This window comes from Catellatospora aurea (genome assembly GCF_042663325.1).
Taxonomy (GTDB): Bacteria; Actinomycetota; Actinomycetes; order Mycobacteriales; family Micromonosporaceae; genus Catellatospora; species Catellatospora aurea.
Genome location: NZ_JBHTAC010000085.1, coordinates 1 through 10002, shown reverse-complemented (window position 1 = coordinate 10002; position 10002 = coordinate 1). Strand labels below are relative to the sequence as shown.

6 protein-coding genes are annotated in these 10002 nt (G+C 70.1%); 1 reads left to right on the top strand and 5 read right to left on the bottom strand.

Annotation, left to right across the window (positions count from 1 at the left end; translation table 11 throughout):
• Positions 1-202: 202 nt before the first annotated feature.
• The 5 genes from ACFQO7_RS37395 to ACFQO7_RS37375 all read right to left on the bottom strand — a co-directional run bounded on the left by ACFQO7_RS37395 (position 203) and on the right by ACFQO7_RS37375 (position 5929).
• Complete coding sequence (locus ACFQO7_RS37395; RefSeq protein ID WP_376810832.1) at positions 203-1066, bottom strand: sugar phosphate isomerase/epimerase family protein; 864 nt, start codon at positions 1064-1066, stop codon at positions 203-205.
• 69 nt (positions 1067-1135) lie between these two features.
• Positions 1136-2320, bottom strand: coding sequence for a substrate-binding domain-containing protein (locus ACFQO7_RS37390; RefSeq protein ID WP_376810831.1), 1185 nt, complete (start codon positions 2318-2320; stop codon positions 1136-1138).
• Between the two features lie 33 nt (positions 2321-2353).
• Positions 2354-3358 carry an ABC transporter permease gene (locus ACFQO7_RS37385; RefSeq protein ID WP_376810830.1) on the bottom strand — a complete coding sequence of 335 codons (1005 nt, stop codon included), beginning with the start codon at positions 3356-3358 and terminating at the stop codon, positions 2354-2356.
• A 64-nt stretch (positions 3359-3422) separates the two neighbouring features.
• Entirely contained in the window at positions 3423-4421 is a 999-nt protein-coding gene (locus ACFQO7_RS37380) for an ABC transporter permease (protein WP_376810829.1), read from the bottom strand.
• A complete protein-coding gene (locus ACFQO7_RS37375) occupies positions 4418-5929 on the bottom strand; it encodes a sugar ABC transporter ATP-binding protein (protein ID WP_376810828.1) in 1512 nt (503 codons plus the stop codon). Before ACFQO7_RS37375 ends, ACFQO7_RS37380 begins: the two co-directional genes overlap by 4 nt.
• A gap of 436 nt (positions 5930-6365) precedes the next feature.
• On the opposite strand from ACFQO7_RS37375, the gene ACFQO7_RS37370 reads away from it, so the two are divergent.
• Positions 6366-9926: a ThuA domain-containing protein gene (locus ACFQO7_RS37370; RefSeq protein ID WP_376810827.1), complete on the top strand. Its 3561-nt coding sequence runs from the start codon at positions 6366-6368 to the stop codon at positions 9924-9926.
• The last annotated feature ends 76 nt before the right edge of the window (positions 9927-10002 follow it).

Sequence of the window (10002 nt, the reverse complement as noted above, 5' to 3'; positions counted from 1 at the left end):
GAGGTGGGGACTTTCACTGGCCACCAGCGGTGACACTTCCATGGCCACGGACACCTTCTCCACCGACAACAGCGCGACCTGGGAGGTCAACTGGACGGCCGACTTCACCCGCCGCGCCTGAGCCGAACGGCGGTGATCGCCGTTTCCGGTCGAAACCTGTGGTCTGACCCCACATTTCGACCTGAAACGGCGATCATGTCGGTCAGGCGCGCAGGGTCGCGGTCACTTCGCGGAGGTAGGCGAGGCCGGAGGTCGCCAGCTCGTCCTGGGTCGGGGCGAGCGGCCGCCAGATCGCGGCGGCGACCGCGATGGCCTCGTTCTCGCCGGTGAACGACTCGATGCAGATCGGGCCGCGGTATCCGGTGCCGGCCAGCGCGCCCAGCCAGCGCGGCCAGTCGAGGTGGTCGCGCCCCGGCGCGCCCCGGTCGCTGCCCGACACCTGCACGTGCACGATGCGCGGCCCGGCCAGGGTGACCGCCGCGTACGGGTCGGACTCCTCGATGTTCATGTGGTAGCTGTCGAGCATGATCCCGACGTTGCCGGGCAGCCCGTCGATCGCTTCCAGGGTCTGCGCCATGGTGTTGACCACCGAGGTCTCGTACCGGTTCAGCGCCTCGATGCCGATCGCGAGCCCGCGCTCGCCGGCATATTCGGCGACGGGCTCCAAAGCGGACTGCAGCTGCCGGTAGCAGTCCAGCCGCTCGTCGGCGGACATCCGCCAGAGGCGGCCGACCGCCGCGTAGACCGGGCCGCACACGCTGGGCGCGCCGAGGACGGCGGCGGCGTCGACCAGCCCGCGCAGGTAGTCCTGCGAGCCGCGCACCGTCGCGGCGTCGGTGCAGACCAGGTCCCGGCCCGGCGGGGTGACCGCGAGCACCGCCGCGGCGGCCAGGCCGTGTTCGGCGAGCAGGTCGCCGACCAGTTCGGGGGACCAGTCGCCGGGGTTCTCCACGGGGATCTCGATCGCGTCGAAGCCCCAGGCCGCGATACGGGGCACGAGCTCGCGTAGGGCGTCGTCGTCCACAGGTGAGGTCCAGATCCACGGGTTGGCGCCGATGGCGAACACAAGACACCTCTCTCACGATGGAAGGCGGCCGCCCTGGGAGGAGGGCGGCCGCCGTGGTGGTGCGGGGAGTTACTTGCCGCCCCAGTCCTTGGGGTAGCCGGGCAGGGTGGCGCAGCCGCACATGGCGTAGTGCAGCGGCGGCATGTCGGCCTGCACGAACTGGCTCAGGTTGTCCTGGGTGATGGTGGGCTGGGGCAGCTTCCAGGGGCTGGCCACGGCCTCACCGTTGAGGATCTTCAGGGCCGCGATGACCGGCGTGCGCCACTGGTACGTGGGGTAGGTCGGGGCGATCGCGGTGAGCTTCTTGTCCTGCCACATCTTGAGGAAGTCCTGCTGGTCCTCGCCGACGATGGCCGGGAACGGCTTGCCCGCGTCCTCGAACGCCTCCGCGGCGGCGACGGCGGTCGCGCCGGCGTCCATCCAGATGCCGTCGATGTCGCCGAAGCGCTGCAGGTAGTTGGTGACGATGGTCTTGGTCTTGGCCGCGTCACCGTCGGTGAACTCGACGCCGACGACGTCCAGCTCGGACTTGTCGAAGACGACCTTCGCCGCGCCCCAGCGGGCTTCGAGCACGTCGACGCCGGGCAGGATGCGCAGCGCGAGGACCTTGCCCTTCGGCTTGACCTTCTCGACGAGGAACTCCGCGCCGGTCGCGCCGAACGCGTACCCGCCGATGGGGTTGATGAAGGTGACCGGGCACTTGGTGTTGACGCCGCGGTCGAACACGATGACCGGCACCTTCGCGCAGGCCTGCTCGACGGCCGGGGTCAGCGTCGCGGTGGTGTTCGGGGAGACGATGAGCGCGTCGCAGCCCTTGCCGAGCAGGTCGGTCATGTCGGAGATCTGCTTGTCGTCCTTGCTCTCCGCGTCGGCCACGGTGAACGTCTTGATCTCCGGGTGCAGCTTGACCTCGGCCTGCATGTTCTTGAAGCCGACCTGCCGCCACGGGTTGCCGACACCGGCGTTGGAGAAGCACAGGTGGTACGGGCCGGCCTTCTTGTACTTGGCGGTGTCCACGGTCTTCGGGTCCAGCGCCTGCTCCCACGGCTTGTCCGCGGGACCGGTGGCGGTCTTGGTCCGCAGCGCCAGCTCGTTGTCGTGGTCTGCCTGGACGAAGAACTTCGACGTCTCGCCCGTGCCGGCGCCGCTGGGCCCGGCGCTCGGCGACGCGCCGGGCACGTCGCTGGTGCAGCCGACCACGCTCACCGCCACGGCGGTGCACACGGCCAGCAGGATAGGGGTGCGTCTCCTCATGGGTTGTTCCTCTCGGTAGCGGTTCAGGGCGGTTCAGGTGCGGCGGCGCAGCGTGCCGACGGCGACGGCGGCGAGGATGATCAGGCCCTGCACGGCGGAGCTGAGCGCCCCGGAGACGCCGAGCAGGTTGAGCAGGGTGAGCAGGGTCTGCAGGGTGAGCGCGCCGAGCATGGCCCCGGCGACCGAGCCGCGCCCGCCGCCGAGCACCACCCCGCCGAGCACGACCGCGGTGATCGCGGTGAACTCCAGGCCCTGCCCGACCTGGAAGGACACCCCGCCGAAGCCGCCGAGCAGGATCGCCGCGACCGCCGCGCAGACTCCGCTGACCACGAACGCGATGGTGCGCATCCGGGCCGTGCGGGCGCCGGCGAGCCGGGCGGCGCGCGGGTTGTCGCCGACGGCGAGCAGCACCTTGCCGAAGTCCGAGCGCATCGCCAGCACGGCGAGCACGGCGACCCCGGCCAGGACCAGCACCGCGTACGGCAGCTGGCCCAGCACCGGCACGCCGTCGATGCCGCGGCGGCCGAACATCCGGAACTCCTCCGACAGCGCCCCGCGCGGCGAACCGCCGGTCCAGGTGTAGACCGCGCCGACGAGCACCAGGTACATGCCGAGGGTGGTGATGAACGACGGCACCTGCAGCAGCGTGGTGACCACGCCGTTGACCAGGCCGATCAGCAGGCCGAAGCCGAGCAGCAGCGCGATCACCGGCCGGGTCGCGGCCGGGTCGCCGTCGATGAGCCGGGCGGCGATCACGACTTCGGCGGTGACCAGCGAACCGACCGACAGGTCGAAGTCGCCGGCGACGATGACGAAGTACTGCCCGGCGGCCAGGATGATCAGCGGGGCGGCGCGTTTGAGGAACGCCAGCAGCACGGGCGGGTCGTAGAAGTCGGGCTGGCGGATGCCGACCGCGACCAGCAGCAGCACCAGGATGATCAGCACAGGCCGGATGCTGCCCGCACCCCAGCCGCTGCGCCCGCCGCCACCCAGCCCGGACTTCACGGCCGCGGCCGGGGTAGCCAGTTCAGTGCTCATGCCTTCTCCTCGCTGCGCTCGTCGGCGGCATCTTCGAGCCTGCTGATTCGCTCGCGAAGCTCGCTCATGCCACAGCCGCCTTCCGCCGGTCGGAGGTGCGGCGCAGGCGCAGGGCGTACACCGCGACCGCGGCGACGATGACCACGCCGCGCACCATCTGCTTGAAGAAGGGGTCCACTTCGAGCTGGTTGAACACGCCGTCGATGACGGCCAGCAGCAGCACCCCGCCGACGGTGCCGGTGACCCCGCCCCGGCCCCCGGCCAGCACGGTGCCGCCGAGCACGACCGCTGCGATGGACTCCAGGTCGTAGCCGCCCTCAGCGCCGACCCGCGGCGCGCCCGCGCCCAGCCGGCTGGCCAGGTAGAGCCCGGCGATCCCGGCGCACAGCGAGCAGATGACGTGGGTGCGGATCAGGACCCGGTCGGTGCGCACCCCGGACAGCCGGGCCACGTCGAGGTCGCCACCGGTCGCGATGAGGTGGTGGCCGTAGCGGGTGCCGCGCAGGGTGAACCAGACCGCGGCGGCGACCGCGGCGAACAGCAGGAACGACAGCGGGATCGGGCCCAGGCGGTCGTAGCCCAGGTGCTGGAAGGACGTCGGCACGCTGCCCGCCGGTCCGGCGTACCCCTGCTCCAGGTAGCCCTTGATGAGCAGGCCGACGCCGAGCGTCGCGATGAACGCGTTGATCCGCAGCTTCGTGATCAGCAGTCCGTTGACCAGCCCGATCGCGGCCGACACGGCGAGCACGGCGAGGATCGCGGGCAGCACCATGCCGTCGGAGCCGGCCATCGTCTCGGCGGCGACCAGCGAGGTCAGGCTGATCACGTACGCCACGGACAGGTCGAGTGAGCCGGCGAGGATGGCGATGGTCTGTCCGACCGCGACGATGCCCAGGCCGGCGGCCCGCTGCAGCAGGCTGATCGTGCTCGACTCGCTGAACAGCGAACCGCCGTCGAGGGCGACCAGCGTGCCGCCGACGATCAGCGCCACGGCCAGCGCCGCCCACACCCCGTTGGTCGCGTCGAGCTGCGGCAGCCGCAGCCTGGAGCGCAGCTCGCTCATGCCCTCTCCTCGCCGGTGGCTCCGGTGGCCAGGCCCATCACGGCCTCCTCGCTCGCCCCGGCGGGCAGTTCGCCGGCGATCGCGCCGTCGCGCATGACGACGATGCGGTCGCTCATGCCGATCAGCTCGGGCAGCTCCGACGAGATCATCAGCACGGCCGCGCCGTCGTCGGCGAGCCTGCGGATCAGGTCGTGGATCGCGGCCTTCGCGCCGACGTCGATGCCGCGGGTGGGTTCGTCGAACAGCAGCACCCGCGGTGTCATCGCCAGCCAGCGGGCCAGGATCACCTTCTGCTGGTTGCCGCCGGACAGGTAGCGGATCTCCTGGCCGGTCCCGGCGGCGTGCACCTCGACCGCGTCGAGCAGCTCGCGCACGGTGGCGGTGCGGGCGTTGCGGGCGAACCAGCGCGGCCGCACGGCGTGCTGGGCGAGCAGGGCGTTGTCGAGCACCGACTGGCTGAGCGCGAGCCCTTCGGCCTTGCGGTCCTCGGTGACGTACGCGATCCCGGCCCGGACCGCCTGGCGCGGCGAGCGCACCCGCACCGGCACCCCGTCGAGCAGCAGCTGCCCGGTGCGGAAGCCGTCCACGCCGAAGATGGCGCGGGCCAGCGCGGAGCGGCCGGAGCCCTGCAGCCCGCCGACGCCGAGCACCTCGCCGGAGCGTAGTTCGAGGTCGACCGGGCGCAGGCGGCCGTTGCCCGCGGCGGACAGCCGCAGCCGGGCCGCGCCGGCGCTGCCGGGGGCGGCGCGCTCGGGGTAGTAGTGCGACAGCTCGCGGCCGACCATGTGCCGGACCAGGGTGTCCGCGGTGGCCTCGGCGGTGTCGAGAGTGGTGACGCGGCGGCCGTCCTTGAGCACGGTGATGCGGCCGGACAGATCGAAGACCTCGGTGAGCCGGTGCGAGACGTACAGGATGCCGATGCCGCGCTGCTGCAGCCGCCGGACCAGCCCGTACAGCAGCTCGACCTCGTGGTCGGCCAGCGCGGCGGTGGGCTCGTCCATGATGAGCACCCGCGCGTCCAGCGCGAGCGCCTTGACGATCTCGACGACCTGCTGCTGGGCGACGCTGAGCCGGCCGACCCTGGTCTGCGGCGCGATCGCGGTCTCGCCGATGCCGGTGAGGAGTTCGGCGGTGCGGGCCTGCATGGCGCGGCGGTCGACCAGCCCCCGGCGCATCGGTTCGCGGCCGAGGAACACGTTCTCGGCGACGGTGCGCTCCGGGAGCAGGTTGAACTCCTGGTGGATGATGCCGATCCCGGCGGCCTGCGCGGCGCGGGGGTCGGGCAGCGTCACCGCCTGCCCGGACAGCTCCAGCGTGCCGGCGTCGGGCTGGTACACGCCGCTGGCGATCTTCATCAGGGTGGACTTGCCGGCGCCGTTCTCGCCGACCAGCGCGTGCACCTGTCCGGGGTGGAGGTCGAGGTCGACGTCGTCGAGCACGCGTACTCCGAAGAACGCCTTGCCGACGCTGCGCATCCGCAGCAGGGGAGTGTCGCTGTCTGGCTGCACCGCACCTCCTCGATCGTTTCGGGTTGAGGCACTTTCGTTGGCAGGGCAACAACTTTTGCTGTACTGATCGGAAGTCTTGGCGTCGGACGTTAAACGTTGGCGCTCGATCTAGCAAGCCCGCAACGAGCCGGAAATGGTCACGGTTCTGCATTGATGTATCTAGCAGGCAGAATGTGAGCGCTCACGCGTCTTTTTCCGAGCCGGACCGTAGTTTTGCCTCGCAGGCAACTAACTTTCCTTGGATTTTCTAAAACTGGCATCGGCAGGATATTGACGGCATCCTCTGGGTCGGGCCATGCTCGCTTCGCGCTCCCGTTAACGAAACCGACACATGTCGATGCCGAATCCCTGTCCGGCATGGGAGTGCTGCACGGTCATGTGTCGCGGCGGACGCATGACGGACCCGACCGTCCTTTTAGGGGTAGAAGGAGACGGCATGAGCCGCCGCAAACCTGTCCTCGGCGCGTTTCTCGCGCTGGCCACCGCGATAGCCGTCAGCGTGGTGCCCACGAGCACCGCCTCGGCCGCACCGGCGTTCCGCGCGCTGGTGTTCAGCGAGACCGCCGGCTATCGGCACGGATCCATCGCCGCCGGTGTCACCATGTTCAACCAGCTGGCCGCGGCCAACAACTTCGAGGTGGTGTTCAGCGAGGACTCCAGCGTCCTGAACACCGCCAACCTCAACACGTTCGACGTGCTGGTCATGTTCCAGACCTCCGGCATGGTCTTCGACAACGACTCCCAGCGCACCGCCACGCAGAACTTCCTGCGCAGCGGCAAGGGCATCGTGGCCATCCACAACGCCACCGACATGGGCATCGAGTCGGCCTTCCCGTGGTGGGACGCCACCATCAACGGCGGCGCGCACATGCCCGAGCACTCGCCGGGCTCGCTGCAGGGCTACGCGCGGGTGGCCGACAAGGTGCACCCGTCCACGGTCGGCCTGCCGGACAACTGGCAGCGCACCGAGGAGTGGTACAACTTCGACGTCAACGCCCGCGGCCAGGTGCACGTCCTGGTGACGGCCGACGAGCGGACGTACAACCCGGGCGGCGCGGCGATGGGGCCCGACCACCCGATCTCCTGGTGCCGCGAGGCCGAGGGCGGCAAGGTGTGGGCCACCGCCATGGGCCACGACGACGCGTCGTACAGCGAGACCAACTTCCGCAACCACGTCCTCGGCGGCGTGCGCTACGCGGCCGGCAATGCGGCCGGCGACTGCGGCGGCACGGTGTGGAGCAACTTCGAGAAGGTCACCCTCGACTCCAACACCGTCGACCCGATGGCGATGGACGTCGCCCCCGACGGCCGGGTGTTCTACGTGCAGCGCGGCGGCAAGGTCGCCGTCTTCAAGCCCGCCCAGCAGCAGACGGTGCAGGCAGCGCAGCTGTCGGTGTACACCGGCGGTGAGGACGGCCTGGTCGGCATGGTGCTCGACCCGAACTTCGCCACCAACGGCTGGATCTACCTGTACTACTCGCCGGCGTCGAGCACGACCGACGTGAACAGGCTGTCCCGGTTCACCGTCAGCGGCGACACCATCAACCTGAGCACTGAGCAGGTGCTGCTGAACGTTCCCGCGTACCGGGACCGGACCTTCAGCGAACCCGGGCACACCGGCGGTTACCTGGCCTTCGGGCCGGGCGGCAACCTGTTCCTGTCGACCGGTGACGACACCCCGCCGAACCTCGACCCGGCCTGGCAGGGCTACGCGCCGATCGACTGGCGGGCGGGCAAGAGCTTCCTGGACGCGGCCCGCAGCGCCGGCAACACCAACGACCTGCGGGGCAAGCTGCTGCGCATCCACCCGGAGAGCAACGGCACCTACACCATCCCCAGCGGCAACCTGTTCGCGCCGGGCACCGCGCTGACCAAGCCCGAGATCTACGCGATGGGCTTCCGCAACCCGTTCCGGTTCGAGGTCGACATGCAGACCGGCTGGGTGAACCTGGCCGACTACGGCCCCGACCGGGGCGGCGCGACCACCAACCGGGGGCCGGAGGGCCTGGTCGAGCTGAACGTGATCAAGCAGGCGGGCAACTTCGGCTGGCCGTTCTGCCACGGCAACAACCAGGCGTACGCGCCGTACAACCCGGACACCGGCGTCGTCGGATCGAAGTTCAACTGCAACGCGCCCGTCAACGACTCGCCGAACAACACCGGCCTGCGCACGCTTCCGGCGCTGGTCCAGCCGCAGATCTGGTACGGCTACGGCGTCTCGCCGACGTTCCCGGAGATGGGTGAGGGCGGCTCGGCGCCGATGGGCGGCCCGGTCTACCGCTACAACGCGGCCAGCACCTCGGCGACGAAGTTCCCGGCGTACTACAACGGCGTGCACTTCTTCTACGAGTGGTCGCGCAACTACATCAAGGAGATCCACTTCGACTCCTCGGGCAACCTGGTGAAGATCAACCCGTTCCTGCCGGGCGGCGGCTTCATCAAGCCGATGGCGATGCGCTTCGGCCCCGACGGCTCGCTGTACGTGCTCGAATGGGGCTCGGAGTTCGGCGGCGGCAACAACGACTCCGGGCTCTACCGCATCGACTACGTGCACGGCGGGCGCGCTCCGGTCGCCAAGGCCACGGCCACCCCGACCAACGGCCTGGCCACGCTGAACGTGTCGTTCTCCAGCGCCGGCTCGTACGACCCGGACGCCGGGGACACCATCTCCTACGCCTGGGACTTCGACAGCAACGGCAGCACCGACTCCACCGCCGCGAACCCGACCCGGTCGTACACCAGCAACGGCAACTACACGGCGAAGCTGACCGTCACCGACAACACCGGCCGGTCCTCGTTCGTCAACATCCCGATCACGGTCGGCAACAACGCCCCGGTCGTGAACATCACCTCACCGCCCAACGGCGGCATGCTCGACTTCGGGCAGGACGTCGCGTACAGCCTGAGTGTCACCGACGCGCAGGACGGCACGATCAACTGCTCGCAGGTGTTCACCAACCCGGCCCTCGGCCACGACGACCACGCCCACCCGACCACCGACCTGTCCGGCTGCTCCGGCACCATCAACACCGGCAACCTCGGCGGCCACCCGGACGGGGCCAACCTGTTCTACCTGCTCAACTCCCGTTACCAGGACAACGGCAACGGCTCGGTGGCGCGGCTGACCGGCTACGCCAACGTGGTGCTGCAGCCCAAGCACAAGCAGGCGGAGTACTTCACCAGCCAGTCCGGCATCCGGGTGGTCGCGCAGTCCGGGGCGGAGAGCGGCAACCGGATCGGCGACATCAGCAACAACGACTGGATCATGTTCAACCCGATGAGCGTGCAGGGCATCACCAGCGTCAGCTACCGGGTCTCCTCGCCCAGCGGCGGCGGCAGCATCGAGCTGCGCGCCGACTCCCCGACGGGCACCCTGCTGGCGACCAACACGGTCGCGGCCACCGGCGGCTGGGACACCTACGTCCAGCAGCCGGCCGCGAGCGTGGCATCGCTGTCCGGCACGCACCAGCTGTACATGGTGTTCAAGTCGAGCGCGAACAACGGCTTCGACGTCGACTCGTTCACCTTCGCCGGCTCGGGCGTCGGCACCACCCCGAGCGGGGGGATCGCCGGCAAGACGTACACCCTGACGGCCCAGCACAGCAGCAAGCTGGCCGACGTCAGCGGGGTGTCCACGGCGGACAACGCGACCGTGGTGCAGTGGCCCGCCACCGGCGGCAACAACCAGAAGTGGCAGGCCGTCGATGCCGGCGGCGGCTACGTCTACCTCAAGGCGGTGCACAGCGGCAAGTGCCTGGCGGCCTCGGGCGGCTCCACCGCGGACGGGGCGGCGATGGTGCAGCTGACCTGCACCACGAACAACAACATGAAGTGGCAGGCGGTGCCCACCTCGACCACCGGGGTGTACCAGCTCAAGGCCGTCCACAGCGGTAAGTGCCTCGACGTCAACGGGGCCTCGACCGCCGACAACGCCGCGATCATCCAGTGGACCTGCCACACCGGCGCCAACCAGACCTGGCGCCTCACCCAGGTATGAGACCCGCCGGCCCGATCACACCTGGGTGACCGGGCCGGCGTCAGCGGCGGGCGGGACGGCATGCCGTCCCTCCCGC

Coding starts and splice junctions, on each gene's coding strand:
- ACFQO7_RS37390 (WP_376810831.1), bottom strand. CDS start 2,320: ATGAGGAGACGCACCCCTATCCTGCTGGCCGTGTGCACCGCCGTGGCG.
- ACFQO7_RS37385 (WP_376810830.1), bottom strand. CDS start 3,358: ATGAGCACTGAACTGGCTACCCCGGCCGCGGCCGTGAAGTCCGGGCTG.
- ACFQO7_RS37380 (WP_376810829.1), bottom strand. CDS start 4,421: ATGAGCGAGCTGCGCTCCAGGCTGCGGCTGCCGCAGCTCGACGCGACC.
- ACFQO7_RS37370 (WP_376810827.1), top strand. CDS start 6,366: ATGAGCCGCCGCAAACCTGTCCTCGGCGCGTTTCTCGCGCTGGCCACC.